The organism is Promicromonospora sp. NPDC090134 (assembly GCF_044746965.1).
Classification (GTDB): domain Bacteria; phylum Actinomycetota; class Actinomycetes; order Actinomycetales; family Cellulomonadaceae; genus Promicromonospora.
Map to the genome: position 1 here is coordinate 474085 of NZ_JBIVCZ010000005.1, position 15861 is coordinate 489945.

The following is a 15861-nucleotide window of genomic DNA, read 5'->3' on the forward strand; positions in this document are numbered from 1 at the left end:
CCACGCAACCAGCGCACCGTTCGGTGCCCGACCGGCGCGTCTGCGGCGTGTCGGCACAGACGCGCCGCATGATGTGAAGCGAGATGAGCGCTCCACGTACCGACAGCCTGTCCGCCCCCAGCCCGGACCGGGGCTCCCATGCCGCCCCGGCGGGTCCGGTGTGGGCCAAGGTCCCGGCCCAGCCCTCCGTGCAGGCGCCCGTGGCGGTCACGGTGACCGCCGTCGTGGTGACCCGCGGCAGCAGCCCCTATCTCGCCGCGATGCTCGCCGCGCTGCGCGCACAGTCGCGCACCCCGGACGACGTGGTCGTGGTCGACGTCGACACCGCCCCCGCGACGTCCGGCCACCAGGACCTGCAGCTCGGCGGCGCCCGGTACGTGGCCGGTGCGGGCGCCCGCACCTTCGGCGAGGCGGTCCAGGCCATGCTCGCCGCGACCGGGGTCCCGGAGCGCGGCTGGCTCTGGTTCCTGCACGACGACTCCGCCCCCGCGCCCGGCGCACTGGCCGCGCTGACGCGGGCGGTGGAGCACTCCAACGCCGTGGCGGTGGCCGGGGCCAAGCAGTGGCACTGGGAGTCGGGCCCGGACGGGCTGCCGCTCGACCCGGACGCGGCCGACCGGGGCGTGCTGGTCGAGGTGGGGCACACCGTGTCGCCGCTGGGCCGGCGCATGACCGGCATCGACGACACCGAGATCGACCAGGGGCAGCACGACTCGCGCGAGGACGTGCTCGCCGTCGGGCTCGCCGGGGCGCTGGTGCGCGCGTCGGTGTGGCGTGAGGTGGGCGGCACCGACCCGGCGTACGGCCAGTTCGGCGACTCGACCGACTTCTGCCGGCGCGTGCGGCTCGCGGGCCACCGCGTCGTCGTGGTGCCCGACGCCGTGGTGCGCCACGCGCAGGTCGCCCTGCACGCTCCCGGCTCGGCCGGCGCGCGCCGCCGCAGCCAGCTCTACCTGCGCCTCACGTCCGTCACGCCGTGGGTCCTGCCGTTCGCGATGCTCGCCATGGTGCTGTGGGCGCCGTTCGCCGCGAGCTACCGGCTCGCCATGAAGCACCCCGACCGGGCCCGCGACGAGCTGGTCGCGCCGCTGTGGGCGGTGTTCCGGCTGGGGCCCCTCCTGCGGGCCCGACGCCGGATCGCGCGCACGTCGACCGTGCCCCGCAGCGTGCTGCGGCCGCTCCTGGGTACCTGGCGCGAGGTCGCCGCGGAACGGCGCGACAAGCGGCTCGCCCGCGGCGAGGCCCACCGCGTCGACGCCGCGCCGTCGGAGCTGGAGCAGGCCGAGCTGCAGGTCCTGGCCGTGCGGCGCCGCTCGGCGCTCGCCGTGGTCGTGGTCGGCGCCGTAGGCCTCGCGGCCGCGCTGTTCGGCCCCGGGCTGGGCGCCCTCGCCTCCGGCGGGCGGCTGGTCGGCGGGGCCCTGCTCCCGGCCGGCGGCACGACGGCGACCACCTGGTCGGCGGCGACGTCGGGCTGGGTGCGGGACGGGCTCGGCACCGCCGCGCCGGCCGACCCCCTCCTCCTCGTGCTCTCCGGGCTGTCGGTGCTCGCGGGCGGCACCCTCCAGCACGCGGTGAACGCGCTGCTCCTGCTGGCGCTGCCGCTGGCCGCCGTCGGCGCCTGGGCTGCCGCGGGCACGGTGACGCGCTCGGTGTGGCTGCGCACGCTCGCCGCCTTCGCGTGGACCGTCGCCCCCGCGTTCCTCGGCGCCCTGGACGGCGGCCTGCTCGGTGGCGTGCTGGTGCACACCCTGCTGCCCTGGACCGCCGTGGCGCTCGTCCGCGCGGTGGGCGCCCAGGCCGTCGACCGGGTGGCGCACGCCGACGGCGCGCCGGACGCCGCGGACGGCGAGGCCGGCGCCTCGGCGTACGCCGCCCGGACCGGCACCGGCTCGCTCGGCGCGGCCGGCGCGGGCGGCCTGCTGCTGGCCTGCGTGGTCGCGGGCGCGCCCGTGCTGCTCCCCGCCGCGGTCCTGGTCCTGGCCGGTGCGATGGTCGTCGCTCCGCGTCGGCGGGTGCACCTGGCGCTCGCCCTCGTGCCGGCCCTCGTGGTCGGCGCCCCGCTCTGGTGGACGGCGCTGCGGGACGGCGACCGCGGCCTCCTGACCGCCGAGCCCCTCGCGGGCTCGGGCGTCCCGGACCCCGGCACGGCCTCCGGGCTGGAGCTGCTGCTCGGCATGCCCGCCGCTCCCGCCGCCTGGTTCGACGTGCCCGACGGCGGACCCCTGCTCACCGCCGCCGGTGCCGTCGTTGCGGCCGCGCCCTGGGCGCTCGGCGCGCTGGTGCTCGCGCTCGCGGTGGTTGGGCTGGCGGGCGCGCTCGCCGGGATCGGCCGCACGGGCGGCACGGCCGCGGCGCGGCACGTCGCGGCCACGTCGCTGGGCGGCTGGCTGGTCGCCGCCGCAGGCCTCGCCGCGGCGGTGCTCGCGCAGGACGACGGCCGCTGGGTGGGCCCCGGGCTGTCCCTGCTGCTGCTCGGCCTGGGTGCCGCGGCGGTCGCGGGCGTCGGCGTGCTCACCGGCCACGGGGCGCCGCTCGGCGGCTTCCTGGGCTCGGCGCGCAAGGTCGCCGCCGTCGGGCTGACCGTGGTCGCGGTGCTGCTCCCCGCGACGCAGGCCGTGGTGTGGCTGACCGGCTCCGGCAGCGTCGCGCACGGCGGCCGGTCCGGGATGCTGCACGTGACGACCGACCCGGTCGTGCCCGCCGTCGGGCAGCAGATGCAGGCGCCGCCGCGGCAGGCCCGCGTGCTGGAGGTCGGCTTCTCGGCCGACGGCACGGTGCGGTACGCGCTGCTGCGGGCCGACGGCTCGCAGCTCGCCGACGCCTCGGTGGCGCCGCGGGTGGCCGCCGGCCCCGCGGGCGACCAGGCCGTGGACCCGGCGACCGACCCGGCCGCCGCGCTCGACGTGGTCGTGGCCGCACTGACGTCCGGCACGACCGAGGGGGTGCCGCAGCAGCTCGCCGACCTGGGGATCGGGGCGGTGCAGGTCCGGTCCGCGGCCCCCGCCGTCGGCGACCTCGTAGCCACGCTCGACATGGTGCCGGGCATGAGCCGCGTGACCGAGGGCCAGGCGGTCTCGGTGTGGCGTGTGGCGCCCGCCGAGGAGCCGGCGCCCGGCTGGGCCCGGATCGAGGAGGACGGCGCCACCCGCCAGGTGCTGCCGTCGGGCGGCACGGCCGTGCACACCGAGGTCGAGGCCGGTGGCGCGGACCGTGTCGTCGTGCTGGCGGAGTCCGCGGGCCGGGGCTGGCACGCGTCCCTCGACGGACGGCGGCTGGAGCCCGTCCCCGCGGACGAGGCGGCCGGGCTGCAGGCCTTCACGCTGGGCCCCGACGCCGGGCACCTCGTGGTCCGCTACGAGGCGCCGCACCGCACGGCCTGGCTCGTGCTGACGACGTTCACGCTGGTGGTCTTCGCCCTGCTGGCACTGCCCGTGGGACGCAGGAGGGGTCGATGAAGCGCAAGAACCTGACGGCCGGGTCCGCGGTCCGGCGGGCGGCGGCCGCGGTGGGCGCCCTGCTGTGCGCGCTGGCGGTCGGCGCTCTCGCCACGACGGGCACGGTCGGCCTGGGCGGCGGCGCCCGCGACGCGGACCCGGCGGTCGACGGCGCGCGTGCCGTCCCCGTGGCGGCCACCGAGACGGGGCTGGTCTGCCCCACGCCGGCGCAGCTCGAGCAGCCCGACGTCGGGGACGACGCGTTCAGCGCGGCCCCGGTCGCGACGACCACGTCGCTGACCGCCGCCGTGCTCGACGGGGCCGACGGCGAGCAGCCGGCGGTCACGACGCTCGACGGCGAGCAGGAGGCGGAGCTCACGGGGCCGCTGGAGCAGGGCGCAGACGCGGCCGTGCTCGACGGCAGGCTGCCGGGCGCGCGCGTGCTGCGCCTGACGCCGGGCACCGCGACCTACGCCGCCGCGACCGTGGCGTCCGTGACCACCGAGGGCGACCTGCGCGGCCTGGTCGCCGGGCCGTGCGTGCAGCCCGCCGTCGAGCACTGGCTGGTGGGCGGCAGCACCTCGGTGGGGTCGAGCGGCCGCCTGGTGCTGCAGAACCCGGGCCGCACCGCGGCCACCGTGACCCTGCAGGCCTGGGGCGCGTCCGGCCCGGTGGTGCTGGGGAGCCAGTCGCTGGTCGTCGTGCCCCCGGGGGAGCAGGTGGTCACCATGCTGGAGGCCGTCGCGCCCGACCAGAGCCGCCTCGCGCTGCACGTCACCGCCGAGGGCGGCCGGGTGGGCGCCTACGTGCAGCACCACCGGATCGAGGGGCTCGTGCCTGCGGGCGCGGACCTCGTCGTGGCCGGCGGCGCGCCGTCGCGGACGACGGCGGTGTCGGGCGTGACCAGCACGGGCGAGACCGTGGACGACCCGCACGCCCCGCGGCTCGACGTGCTGACGCCGGGTACGCGAGCCGGAACGGCGCGGCTCGTGGTGCTCGGGCCCGACGGCCCGGTGCGGCTGCGCGGCGGCGAGGAGCTGCCGCTCGAACCGGGGCAGGTCACGACCCTGCCGCTGGGCGGCCTGCCTGCCGGGAGCTACACGGTGGTGGTGGACGCCGACGTGCCGGTGGTCGCCGGAGCGGCCGTGGACCGCAAGGGCGCCGCCGCGGACGACGCGGTGATCGACGACGACCCCTACGACCGGGCCTGGCTGGCCGGGCAGGCGGTGGCCGGGCAGACGGGCGCTGGGCAGACGGGCGCCGGGCACGGCGGAACCGCCGACGGCGCGGTCGCCGTGCCGGAGGACGTCGTGTACGGCGTGACGCTGAGCGGCGTGCCCGACGAGCGCGGCCCCGACGAGATCGAGGACGCGACGGGCAGCACGGAGGTGACGCTGCGCGGCGTCGGGCGCGACGGCGAGGTGGCCTGGACGCACCCGGTCGACGTGCCCGCCGGGCAGACCGTCGAGGTGGGCTGGTCCGAGCTGGAGGAGCTCGGCGACGCCGTGGCGGTGGTCGCGGAGCAGCCCGCCGACCAGCCCGAGGTGGTCTGGTCGGTGCGGCTGGTCCAGGCCGACGACGCGAGCCTGTTCTCGGTGCTGGCCCCGACACCGCCGCTGGCGGCGGACGGCGACGTGCGCGTGCGCCGGGTCGACGCCGCGGGCTGACGCCGCGCGCCGCCGTCCGCGGACCGGCCTAGGAACGCTCGCCGAAGTTCGGGTCGATCTCCTCGGGCGTGCGGGCCAGCAGGTGCGCCACCTGCTCCACGACCACGTCGCGCACCAGGTCCGCGAGGTCGTCCAGGTCGACGGCCCGCACCTCCACGGGGCGGCGGTAGACCACGACGCGGCCGGGGCGGCCGGCCTCGGCGGGGAAGAACCGCCCGAGCAGCACGCCGCCGTCCTCCCACGGCGCGGGGTCCGACGGCGGCACGTCCTCCACGGCGAACTCGGTGCCGTGCAGGTGCGTGGCCCAGGTCCGGTCGAGGTCCTCGACGACGTCGAGGACGAGCTCGTCGAACCGCTGCGCGCGGGTGCGGTGCGCGGGGGTGCCCGGCGGGAACATCGGGCCGCGCAGCCCGCGCCCGCGCCGGTCCCGCCGCCGTGGCCCCGCGTCCTGTCCGGAGGCCTCACCAGGCGCGCCGGGGCGGGCGGCAGCGAGCCGGAGCAGGTCGGCCTGCGAGGCCTTGGGGATCCCGGTGGGGCCGGGCGAGCCGCTGGTGGAACCGGTACCGGAGGAGCCGTTGCCGGAGGAGCCGCTGGACGAGCTGCCGGCGGGGCCGGAGCCCCGGCCCGACCGCCGGTTCCGGCCGCGAGGAGAAAACGGAGGCACCTCCTGACGATACGTCGGATCGGGGGTGCGATCGGTCATCGCCACGACGAGCGGCCCGCTTCACCTCGCACCCCTATCCTGTGGGCGTGCGCGACGATCCCGCCGAGGCGGCGTACCGCAGAGCCCTGGCGCTGGTCACCGCGCTCGTCGTCCTGGTCGGCGGGCTGTGGGCCGTGCTGACCCCGGCGTTCCGCGCCCCGGACGAGCCGCAGCACGTCAACAGCGTGCTCCGCCTCGCGTACGGCGGCGGCTGGCCGCCCGCCGGCGAGGCGCTGGTGGGCCCCGCCGTCGACGCGGCGCGGGACCAGGCCGCGCTGGCGACCGACGTGCCCGGGCGGCACCTCGACCGCGACGGCATCCCCGCGTACGTCGGCGTGCCACCCACGCCGGACGCCGAGCGCGGCAGGGTGACCGGCGGGAACGCCCTGGCCGACCCGCTGCCGCCGGGCACCGGCACGCGGCACCTCGCGACCTCGGCCGTGGACCAGATGACCCAGCACCCGCCGCTGTACTACGCGGTGGCGGCCGGCGTGCTGCACGCGACGGGTCTGGCCGAGGCGCGGTGGGACCTCCAGCTGCTGGCGCTGCGGCTGTTCGACGTCGTCCTGCTGGCACCCCTGCCGCTGCTGGCGGCCGCCGCCGTGCGCCGGCTGTCGGGGTCGCGGGCGGCGGCGCTGGCGGCGGCGTCGTTCACGCTGTTCGTGCCGCAGGTGGGGCACATCCTGGGCAGCGTCACCAACGACGCCCTCGTCACGCTGACCGGCGCGGCGACCGCGTACCTCTGCGTCCGCGTGCTCACGGGCGACCTGCGGACGCGGACGGCGGCCGCGCTGGGCGCGGCGGTGGGTATCGGGCTGCTCACCAAGGTGATGGCGGCGTTCGCGCTGCCCGTCGTCGTGGCCGCGTACCTGCTGGCGTCCGGCCCGCGCGGCCGGCGGGCGGCCGGTGCGCTGCTGGCGGGCGGTATGGCGTTCGTCGTCGGCGGCTGGTGGTGGCTGCGCAACCTGCTGGTGCTGGGCACGGTGCAGCCCGTGGGCATCCCGGACCGGTTCCCCGAGGCGGAGTCCCGGGGCCTCTGGTACTTCCTGCGGACCGTCGTGACCAGCCTGACCAGGTCGTTCTTCGGCAACTACGGCTGGCTGGAGGTCCGCCTGCCCGACGCCGTGTTCTGGACGGCGGCCGTCGTCGTCGCCGCGCTGTGCGCGCTGGCGGTGCTGCGCGGTCCTGCGCGGCGCGCCGCCGCGGTGCTCCTGCTCCAGCCGGCGGCGCTGTGGTGCGGCGTGCTGGTCAACGCCTGGCCCGACTACGCGGCCCACGGCTGGATCTCCGCGGTGCAGGGCCGCTACCTGTTCGCGGGCCTCCTCGCGCTGAGCGCGGGGGTGGCGCTGGGGCTGCTCGCCCTGCTCGGGCCGCGCCTGCGCCGCGCGACGCCCTGGGTGGTCGCCGCGGCGGCCCTGGCCGCGGCGAGCGGCCTCGCCCACGGGTTCTGGGGTTTCTACCAGGGCCCCGGGCAGTCCGTGTCCGACGCCGCGGCCCGCTGGGCCGGGTGGAGCCCGCTGACCGGGCCTCAGCTCGTGCTGGTCGGGCTGGTGGTCGTGGCCGGGGGGATCGCCGCGGTGGTGGCCACGGCCCGGTTCGCCCGCAGCGCGAGCGTCGACGAGACGGCGACCGCGCCGGCCGCGAGCGCGCCCGCGGCGGCGGCCGGCAGCGGCAGCTCGGCGTAGTACCCCGGAGGCGCGGGCGCGGCCAGCTCGACCGTCAGCCAGACCGCCAGGTCGAGCAGGGTCAGGGCGGTCCAGGCGGGGACGAGCACCCGGGGCCGCACCGCCAGCCCCGCGGCGATCGCGAGGCACAGCGGCAGCGAGACCACCAGCAGGTAGCGCGGGTAGACGCCGCCGCTGCTGGCGGCGTACGTGACCTGCACGGTCACCGAGACGGCGACGGCGACGACGGGCAGGGCGCGCAGCAGCAGCCGGTCGGTTCGGCGGGCCGCCGTGGTGCCCGGCCCGTCCGACGGCGCGGGGGAGAACCGGCCGCGGACGGCCGCCCGCCGCCGTCGGACCGCCGCGACCAGCGCGAGCACCAGGGGCGTCCACACGAGCAGCGCGGCGGTGACCACCATCGTGGTGAGCGTGAGCGCCGTGTTCGGGGGCAGGCGCCCGGCCCACCAGAACAGGTCGGGCAGGCGGGCCCAGGTCTCCGGGTCGGCGAGCACCGCCCACACGGGACGCTCCTGCCGGTTCTGGTGGGCCAGCGCCCAGTCGAAGTGCGAGCCGGTGACCGTGCCGGTCAGCTCCAGGTTGCGCAGGTAGAACCAGCCGCTGGTGGCCAGTACCGCGCCGGGCCCGGCCAGCGCCAGCGCGGCGACGTGCGCCCACCGGCCACGGCGCTGCGCGGCCCGCACCGCCCCGGCGGCGAGGGCGACGCCCGCGACGACGGCGGCGATCAGCGCGGCGGACAGCCGGGTCAGCGCACACGTCGCCGCGACCAGAGACAGCAGGGCGATCAGCCGGGCGTCGAGCCCGCGCCGGACCGCCGTCGCGGCCAGCCCGAACAGGGCGGTCACGGCGGTGGCGGCCAGCAGGTCGTTGTACGCGCTGCCGCCGACGTGCGCGGCCGCGGGCATGGCCCCCGCGAGGAACGCCACGAGCGGCGGCAGCGCGCCGCCCGGCCGGGTCAGCCGGCGCGCGCTCCACCACGCCGCGAGCACGAGGACGCCGCTGAGCAGCACGTTGACGCCGCGGGCCGCGTACACGGCGGCGACCGGGTGGCCGGCGTCCGCCAGGGGACCCACGAGCGGGGCGACCAGCAGGTAGTACAGGGGCGGGTGCTGGGCGGTCCACTGCACCGGGGCGAGCCAGGCGCCGTCGGGCCGCAGCACGAGGCCGTCCTCGAACACGGGCAGCGCGCCGTGCCACACCTGGTAGGCGTAGTCGACGTGCGGGGGCTCGTCGCCGGTCGCGTAGGGCGCGTCGGCCAGCGCGACGGTGAGGGACAGGAGCATCCCGGAGAGCATCGCGACCAGGAGGGCCAGGCGTTCGGCCCGCTCCACACGCAGCCGGGTCATGCGGCCGGCACCGGGTCGGCGTCGGCCCGGGGACTCCTGGCGGCGTCGTCCGGCGGCCCGGGGGCGACGGCGGTCCGCACCACCGAGACCGCGACGGCGACGGCGAGCCCCAGCCCGGCGGCCACCACCGCGCCGAGCACCGCCGCGGGGAACGGGTACCAGTGGCCGACGGCGGCCAGCGCGCTGCCGAGGGCGCCGGGGCCGTGCGCGGGCCACCAGTACAGGCGCCACACGTCGTACTGGAACGCCAGGTGCATGCCCGCGGCGAGGACCAGCAGCGCCACCGGAGTCGCGCGCCGCCACCCGGGCCGCAGCACGGCGGCGCCCGCGAGCGCGACGACCAGCAGCCCGACGAGGCCGGTGTAGAGGTAGCGGCCCTGCTGCGCGGCGCCGACGTCACCGAACGCCGCGAACTGCTCCCACGACCCGCGGGCGACGATCCCGGCCAGGGCGGGCACGGGGAACAGCAGCACGAGTGCGTCGAGCCGGGGGAGCGGCCGGCGCACCAGGGCGGCGGCGAGCCCGGCGACGACAAGGACGAGCGCCACGCGGGCCGCCCACCACGACGCGTCGTGCGCGCGGGCGGCGGCGTGGTCCTGGACGAAGAAGAGCGTGACCATGCGTTCCGCGAACCGGCCGAGCCAGGTGAGGCCACCGTCGGACCAGCCGTACACGGGGGTGAGGTCGGGCGGGGTGGCGTGCGTGCCGTGCGGCTGGAGCATCCCGTGGACCACCACGTTGCGCACCCACCACGCGATCCCCGGCACGGTGACGACGGCGACCACCAGCAGCGACGTCGCGGCGGAGCGGAACCGCGCACGGCGGCGGCCCCGGTACCGCCAGGCGGCGACGAGGTAGGCCAGGAGGATCCACGCGGGGAACATCAGCGCGAAGCCCTTGGTCAGCAGGGCGAGCGACGAGACCAGCCCGAGCAGCAGGGCGGTGCGGCGGCTCAGGTCGCCGGTGAGGACCCGGGCCACCAGGAGCGTGGCGCACGCGCCGAGGATCACCAGCAGGTTGTCGTTGTTGACGGCGGACTCGAGGTGCGTCAGCTCGGGGACCGCGAGCGGGGCCAGGGCCGCCGCGACCGGCAGGGGCTCGGGGAGGCGCAGCCGCCGCGCCGTCGCGAACAGGAGCAGCGGCAGCGGCAGCGCGAGCAGCGCGTTCCACCAGCGCAGGAGCAGCCAGACCTGGTCCAGCGGGGCGTCCTGCCACCCAGGCACCAGGCTCACGACGCCCGCGCCGAGCAGGTAGTACAGCGGCGGGTGCTGCACGAGCTGGTTGAACACCGGGGCCTCGTCGCCGTCCGGTCCCGGCGCCGTCAGGGTGGCGGGGCCGCCGGCCGCCCGGTACGACGGGCGCTCGCCGCGCGGCGGGACGTCGTCGCGGTCCGCGAGGTGCTGGGGCCCGTCCAGGCTGTCGGCGTCGACGAAGCCGCCCGCCGTCACGCCCTGCGTGACGTACGCGGTGCCCGGACCGGGCCACGGCCAGGCGTCGCCCTGCCGCACCTGGAGCACGAGGTCCACGTGCTGGCGCTCGTCGGGCGAGCGGACGTTGGGGAAGACCGCGGTCTGGGTGAGCATGACGGCCAGGTGCAGGAGCACGATCAGCCACACCACGCCGGGGACCGCGCGGGGTCGGGACACGCGTGCAGGGTAGCCACGGCAGGTGGACCCGCCGGGGCGGCGTGGTCACGGCCGGGTAACAGTCACTCCTGGGCACGCAGAGTTCATTCCCCGGCCATGTGGCGCTCCTAGGCTCGCGACGCCAGTCACCGCTCCTTGGAACACTGCTCATCGAAAGCACAGGCCATGAAGCTGTTCGTGCAGATTCCCTGCTTGAACGAGGAAGAGACCCTTCCTGACGTGCTTGCCACGATCCCCCGCAGCATCCCGGGGATCGACGAGATCGAGATCCTGGTCGTCGACGACGGGTCCACGGACAACACCGTGGAGGTCGCACGCCGCCTCGGCGTGCGCCACTTCGTGCGGCACACGCGGAACATGGGCCTGGCCCGGTCGTTCCGCGACGGCGTGGACTACGCGCTGCGGCACGGCGCGGACGTCGTGGTGAACACCGACGGCGACAACCAGTACCCGCAGGAACGGATCGGCGACCTGGTGCTGCCCGTCGTCCTCGGGAACGCCGACATCGTGATCGCCGACCGGCAGACCGCCACCATCGCGCACTTCTCCCCGCTCAAGAAGCTGCTGCAGCAGGCGGGCAGCGCCGTGGTGAACTTCGCCGCCGGGACCGACCTGCCCGACGCGGCGAGCGGGTTCCGCGCCTACTCGCGCGGCGCGCTGCTGCGGCTCAACGTCGTCACGCAGTTCAGCTACTGCATGGAGACGATCATCCAGGCCGGGCACAAGCGGATGCGCATCGCGAGCCTGCCGGTCACCACCAACCCGAAGACCCGCGAGTCACGGCTCTTCACGAGCATGTGGCAGCACATCGCCAAGTCGGCCCAGGCCATCAGCCGGTCCTACGTGATGTTCAAGCCGCACACGGTGTTCGTGACGCTCGGCCTCCTGTTCGCGCTCGGCGCGCTGGTGCCGTTCGGCCGGTACGCCGTGCTCCTGGCCACGGGCACCGCCGGACAGCACCTCCAGTCGATCGTGCTCGGGGCGACGTCGATGGTCGGCGCGCTGCTGAGCTTCGCCCTGCTCGTGCTGGCCGACCTCCAGCGCACCAACCGCGTGCTGCTCGAGGAGACGCTGGAGCGCCTCAAGGAGGTGCAGTACGGCACGACGACGGGTCCCGCCGCGCCGGATCTCGCGGACGTCCCCGCGGGCGTGCAGTGATCACCTTCGGCACGTACGACGCCGTGCGGCACCCCCGCACCGCCGTCCTGGTCGCCGGGCTGCGCGCCCACGGGATCAAGGTCACCGAGCTGAACCGGCCCCTCGGCCTGTCCACCGCCGAACGGGTCCGGATGCTGCAGCAGCCCTGGCGGCTGCCCGTCCTCGCCGCCCGCCTGCTGCGCTGCTGGGCCGCGCTGGTGGGCGACGCCGTGCGGCACCGGCGGGCGGAGGGCCGGCCCGAGGCGGTGCTCGTGGGGTACCTGGGCCACTTCGACGTGCTCCTGGCCCGGCTGCTCTACCCCCGCTCCACGGTGGTGCTCGACCACCTCGTCTTCGCCGGCGACACCGCCGCCGACCGCGGGGCCGCCGGGCTGCGCGTCCGGCTGCTGACCGGGCTCGACCGCCTGGCCGTCGCGTGCGCCGACGTGGTGGTCACCGACACCGACGAGCACCGGCGGATGCTCCCCGACCCCGAGAAGGGCGTGGTCGTGCTGGTCGGCGCCCCGGACGAGTGGCGGACGGCGGGGGAGACCCCGGCCCCGCCCGCCGGGACGGGGCCGGACGGCGAGCACCACCTGTCCGCCGTCTTCTTCGGGCTGTACACCCCGCTGCAGGGCGCGCCCGTCCTCGCCGAGGCGGTGCGCGACGCCGTCGCGGCGGGCGCACCCCTGCGCGTCACGATGGTCGGCGCCGGCCAGGACCTGCCCCGCACCCGCGAGATCCTCGCGGGCACACCGGGCGTGACCTGGTACGACTGGGTCGAGCCCGGCGAGCTGCCCGCCCTGGTCGCCGCGCACGACGTCTGCCTCGGCATCTTCAGCGACACCCCGAAGGGCCTGCGCGTGGTGCCCAACAAGGTGTACCAGGGCCTCGCGGCCGGCTGCGTCGTGGTCACCTCGGACACCCCGCCGCAGCGCCGCGCGCTCGGGGAGCACGTCGAGCTGGTCCCGGCGGCCGACGCCACGGCGCTCGCGGTCGAGCTCGTCCGGCTGGGCGCCCCTGCGGCGCTGGCGGACGCGCGGGACCGGGCCGCGCGGGGCCGCGACCGCATCCGCCCTCAGGTGGTCGCCGAGCCGCTGGTCGCCGAGCTGCGGCGCCGGGACGCGCCGTGAGCGAGCCCCGCACCGCGCCGGCCCGTCGTCCAAAACCGACCCGTCGTCCGCAACCGACCCGCCGTCCGCTGCCGGCCCGCGTGCTCGCGGCGCTCCGGTCACGCTGGGTGCGCTGGGGCTTTCTCGTCCTCGCCCTGACGCTCGCGCTCTGGTACGTGCTCGCCCACCGCGAGGCGCTGGTGCGGGCCGCGGCCGGGCTGTCCGCGGGTGAGGTGGCGGCCGTCGTCGTCCTCGGCCTGCTGTACGTGTGGTGCACGCTGCTGGCGTGGCGCGCGGTCCTGGCCGACCTGGGCTCGCCGCTGCCGCTGCGCGGCGCCGTCGCCGTGTTCGGCACCAGCCAGCTCGGCAAGTACGTGCCGGGCGGGGTGTGGAACGTCGTGGCCGCCGCCGAGGTCGGGGCGGGGCACGGCGTGCCGCGCGCCCGGTCGGCGGCCGCGATGCTGGTGGCCGTCGCGGTCTCCGTCGCCTCGGGCGCCGCGGTGGGCGCGGTGGCGCTGCCGCTCGTGTCCGCGGGCGCGCTCGGCGCGTGGTCCTGGGTGGTGTGGGCGGCACCGGCGGTCGTGGTGGTCCTCGCGCCGCCCGTGCTGAACTGGCTGGTCGCCCTGGCCCTACGGGTCGCCCGGCGGGGCGCGCCCGAGCGCCCGTTGACCTGGGGCGGCCTGGGCCGCGCCGCGGCGTGGTCGGTGGCGGGCTGGCTGGTGGCCGGCCTCCAGCTCTGGGTGCTCTGCCTGGGACTGGGGCTGCCCCCGACCGCCCGCACGCTCGCCCTGGCGACGGGCGGCTGGGCGCTCGCGTGGACCGCCGGGTTCCTGTTCGTGGTCGCGCCGGCGGGTGCGGGCGTGCGCGAGGTGGTGCTCGCGGCGGTGCTCGCCGGGGTGCTGCCGGGGCCCGCCGCGGGGCTCGCGGTGCTCGTCAGCCGGGTGGTCCTGACCCTGGTCGACCTGGCGTTCGCGGGTGCGGGGCTGCTCCTCGCCCGCGCCGCCGGACGAGTTCGTGCCGGATCACCGCCGTTACGCCCGTGAATGCCCGGCGTGTTCGGCACGTCCTACCCGGTCAGCGGCGTAGTCTCGGCGCGTGAGATCGGTGAGACAGTGTTCGCGCTCGGCCTGCACCAATGCGGCCGTGGCGACGCTCACGTACGTGTACGCGGACTCGACCGCGGTCTTGGGTCCGCTGGCGCACCTGGCCGAGCCCCACAGCTACGACCTGTGCGCGGAGCACGCCGAACGGCTGACCGCGCCGCGCGGGTGGGAGGTGGTGCGCCTCATGCCCGCGTTCGAGGACGCGGGGCCGAGCCCCGACGACCTGTCCGCGCTGGCCGACGCCGTGCGCGAGGCCGGCCGCGTGCGCCGTCCGGCAGAACCGCCGACGGTCACCGAGACGGCACGCCGCGGCCACCTCCGGGTGCTGCGCGCGGACGACGACAACTCGGCCTGATCAGGGGACCCAGGCGCAGACCACGTGGCCCGCGCCGGTCAGCTCCAGGTTGCCCGCGTCGTGCGGCACGAAGACCGAGTCGCCCTGGGCCAGCCGCTGCGGCCCGTCCTCGGAGCGGTCGGCCGTGAGCTCCAGCTCGCCGTCGAGGCACAGCAGGATGCGCGGCCCCGTCGCGGGCAGCGCGACGGGCTCGGACGGGTCGACGTCGGCGGTCGTGAGCGCGAACTCCGTGACCGGCACGCGGTAGGTGTGCACCTGCCCACGGCTGCCCGCCGTCGTCACCTCGGGGGCGGACGGCTGCTGCGGGGCGAACACGGTGCACGCGACGAGGTTCTCCTCGTCCACGAGCTTGGTGGTCAGGCCCGCGCGGAGCACGTTGTCGGAGCTGGCCATGATCTCGATGCCGAGCCCGGACAGGTAGGCGTGCACCACGCCCGCGGGCGTGAACGCCGCCTCGCCCGGCTCCAGCGAGAACCGGTTGAGCATGAGGGACGCGATGGCGCCCGGGTCGCCGGGGTGCTGCTCGGCGAGGTCGATCACCGTGCGGTCGGCGCGCTCGAACGGCGAGCCGTCCGCCAGCCGGGCACGCACCGAGTCGAGGGTGGCCTCGATGTCGGCCGCGCAGGCCTCGTCGGCGCGCGCGGAAAGCAGGTGGTTGAAGGCCTCGCGCATGCCGTCGTGGCTGCGGTCGCGCAGCAGGGCCGCGCGGACGCTCGCGACCATGTCGCCCGCCAGGCCCTCCAGCACGTCGAGGATGGTGCGCGGCGTGCGGAAGCCCGCCAGCCCCTCGAACTGCGAGAGCGCGACGATCATCTCGGGCTTGTGCTGGTCGTCCTTGAACGACCGCTTGGGCGAGGTCAGCGGCATCCCGGCCTTGTTCTCGCGCGCGAAGCCCTCCCGGGCCTGACGCGGCGAGGGGTGCACCTGCAGCGACAGCGCCTTGCCGGCGGCCAGCACCTTGAGCAGGTACGGCAGGCGCGGCCCGAACTGCTCCGCGACCCGGTGGCCGAGCGTCTGCACGGGCGCCTCGCGGACCAGGCGGTCGAGGGCGACGTGGTCGACCTCGTTGTCGCGCGTGATCGCGCTGACCGACGGCGCGCTGGTGTGCGCGCCGAGCCACATCTCCGCCTGCGGCTCACCGTCCGGTTCGGCACGGAGCAGGTGCGGGATCGCGTCGACGGACCCCCAGTCGTACCGCTGGATCGTGTTGGTCAGCGGGAGCGGGGCATGGAACTGGGCAATCGCAAGCACCGCGCAAGGATAACCGTACGAAACATCCGGTTCCTGGACAGGATGCGGGGACGTCGTGCGGGGACGCGGTGGGCGGCGTGCCGCGACACGCGGCGCCGGGAGGCGGTCGGGGCACCCCGACCCGCAGATCGGGGGCACCCCTGATCGCGGTGGGCCGTCCGCGTTCCGTAGGCTGGCGGCGTGGCCATCGACCTGAGCACCCTCGTCAAGGCGTATGACGTACGCGGTGTCGTTCCCGACCAGCTCTCCCCGCACGTGGCGCAGGCCCTGGGGGCCGCGTTCGCCCGCGTGGTCGTCCTCACGGACGCCGCCACCGGTTCCGCGGACGCCGACGATGCCGGGGCGGGCCGGCCCGCCATGGTGATCGGCCGGGACATGCGCGACTCCGGCCCGGAGCTGGTGGACGCGTTCGCCCGGGGCGTCAC

Annotated in this window: 10 protein-coding genes and 1 pseudogene; 8 read left to right on the forward strand and 3 right to left on the reverse strand. The window is 76.9% G+C overall.

Annotated elements, in window-relative coordinates; all coding sequences use genetic code 11:
* Nucleotides 1-83 precede the first annotated feature (83 nt).
* Entirely contained in the window at nucleotides 84-3455 is a 3372-nt protein-coding gene (locus ACIPN7_RS16790) for a glycosyltransferase (protein WP_400544357.1), read from the forward strand.
* Nucleotides 3452-5101 carry a DUF5719 family protein gene (locus tag ACIPN7_RS16795; RefSeq protein ID WP_400544360.1) on the forward strand — a complete coding sequence of 550 codons (1650 nt, stop codon included), beginning with the start codon at nucleotides 3452-3454 and terminating at the stop codon, nucleotides 5099-5101. Before ACIPN7_RS16790 ends, ACIPN7_RS16795 begins: the two co-directional genes overlap by 4 nt.
* 28 nt (nucleotides 5102-5129) lie before the next feature.
* On the opposite strand, the gene ACIPN7_RS16800 is transcribed toward ACIPN7_RS16795, so the two are convergent.
* On the reverse strand, nucleotides 5130-5765 hold the full coding sequence (locus ACIPN7_RS16800; protein WP_400544363.1) for a metallopeptidase family protein: 636 nt from the start codon (nucleotides 5763-5765) through the stop codon (nucleotides 5130-5132).
* An 86-nt stretch (nucleotides 5766-5851) separates the two neighbouring features.
* Here ACIPN7_RS16800 and ACIPN7_RS16805 point away from each other — a divergent pair, with 86 nt between their 5' ends.
* Nucleotides 5852-7489, forward strand: a complete 1638-nt coding sequence (locus tag ACIPN7_RS16805; RefSeq protein WP_400544366.1) for a DUF2142 domain-containing protein — start codon at nucleotides 5852-5854, stop codon at nucleotides 7487-7489.
* Nucleotides 7490-8828: 1339 nt separating this feature from the next.
* On the opposite strand, the gene ACIPN7_RS16810 is transcribed toward ACIPN7_RS16805, so the two are convergent.
* Complete coding sequence (locus ACIPN7_RS16810; RefSeq protein ID WP_400544369.1) at nucleotides 8829-10478, reverse strand: glycosyltransferase family 39 protein; 1650 nt, start codon at nucleotides 10476-10478, stop codon at nucleotides 8829-8831.
* Between the two features lie 165 nt (nucleotides 10479-10643).
* Here ACIPN7_RS16810 and ACIPN7_RS16815 point away from each other — a divergent pair, with 165 nt between their 5' ends.
* The 4 genes from ACIPN7_RS16815 to ACIPN7_RS16830 are packed head-to-tail and all read left to right on the forward strand — an operon-like array spanning nucleotide 10644 to nucleotide 14185.
* On the forward strand, nucleotides 10644-11636 hold the full coding sequence (locus tag ACIPN7_RS16815) for a glycosyltransferase family 2 protein (protein ID WP_400544372.1): 993 nt from the start codon (nucleotides 10644-10646) through the stop codon (nucleotides 11634-11636).
* Nucleotides 11633-12748: a glycosyltransferase gene (locus ACIPN7_RS16820; RefSeq protein WP_400544375.1), complete on the forward strand. Its 1116-nt coding sequence runs from the start codon at nucleotides 11633-11635 to the stop codon at nucleotides 12746-12748. The genes ACIPN7_RS16815 and ACIPN7_RS16820 overlap by 4 nt, the downstream gene beginning before the upstream one ends.
* On the forward strand, nucleotides 12745-13770 hold the full coding sequence (locus ACIPN7_RS16825) for a lysylphosphatidylglycerol synthase domain-containing protein (protein ID WP_400544378.1): 1026 nt from the start codon (nucleotides 12745-12747) through the stop codon (nucleotides 13768-13770). Before ACIPN7_RS16820 ends, ACIPN7_RS16825 begins: the two co-directional genes overlap by 4 nt.
* A 52-nt stretch (nucleotides 13771-13822) precedes the next feature.
* A complete protein-coding gene (locus tag ACIPN7_RS16830; RefSeq protein ID WP_400544381.1) occupies nucleotides 13823-14185 on the forward strand; it encodes a DUF3499 domain-containing protein in 363 nt (120 codons plus the stop codon).
* On the opposite strand, the gene manA is transcribed toward ACIPN7_RS16830, so the two are convergent.
* Complete coding sequence (manA, locus tag ACIPN7_RS16835) at nucleotides 14186-15436, reverse strand: mannose-6-phosphate isomerase, class I (protein ID WP_400544384.1); 1251 nt, start codon at nucleotides 15434-15436, stop codon at nucleotides 14186-14188. It abuts the gene before it with no gap.
* 180 nt (nucleotides 15437-15616) lie between these two features.
* On the opposite strand from manA, the pseudogene manB reads away from it, so the two are divergent.
* A pseudogene (gene manB / locus ACIPN7_RS16840) lies at nucleotides 15617-15861 on the forward strand (phosphomannomutase/phosphoglucomutase); the annotation flags it as partial.